This window comes from Halomonas sp. SIMBA_159 (assembly GCF_046536035.1).
In the GTDB taxonomy this organism is placed as follows: domain Bacteria; phylum Pseudomonadota; class Gammaproteobacteria; order Pseudomonadales; family Halomonadaceae; genus Vreelandella; species Vreelandella venusta_A.
Genome location: NZ_JAWJBT010001006.1, coordinates 1 through 256 on the forward strand (window position 1 = coordinate 1; position 256 = coordinate 256).

The following is a 256-nucleotide window of genomic DNA, read 5'->3' on the forward strand; positions in this document are numbered from 1 at the left end:
CATTCAGCCAGATAAAGTATTCTGCACCTCGTTCATAAGCATATTCCATTCCCTTTCTAATTGCACCTGTCCACCAAAGATTCCCATCACCAGTAAGAATAGTGACTTCTGGATATAAATTGGTAATGGCTTCGCTTGTGCCATCAGTAGAACCATCATCGACAACAATTGTATAATAGCGATCTAAATCGCCACACTGCTTTAGGGTTTCTAAGCACTTGAGGGTAATGTTTTTGCGATTGTGGACGGGAATAAT

At 40.6% G+C, this 256-nt stretch carries 1 protein-coding gene; it reads right to left on the reverse strand.

Annotated features, from left to right (window positions below; all coding sequences use genetic code 11):
* The coding region (locus tag R0J87_RS22280; protein WP_498889039.1) for a glycosyltransferase family 2 protein at positions 1 to 256 on the reverse strand (256 nt) is incomplete at both ends.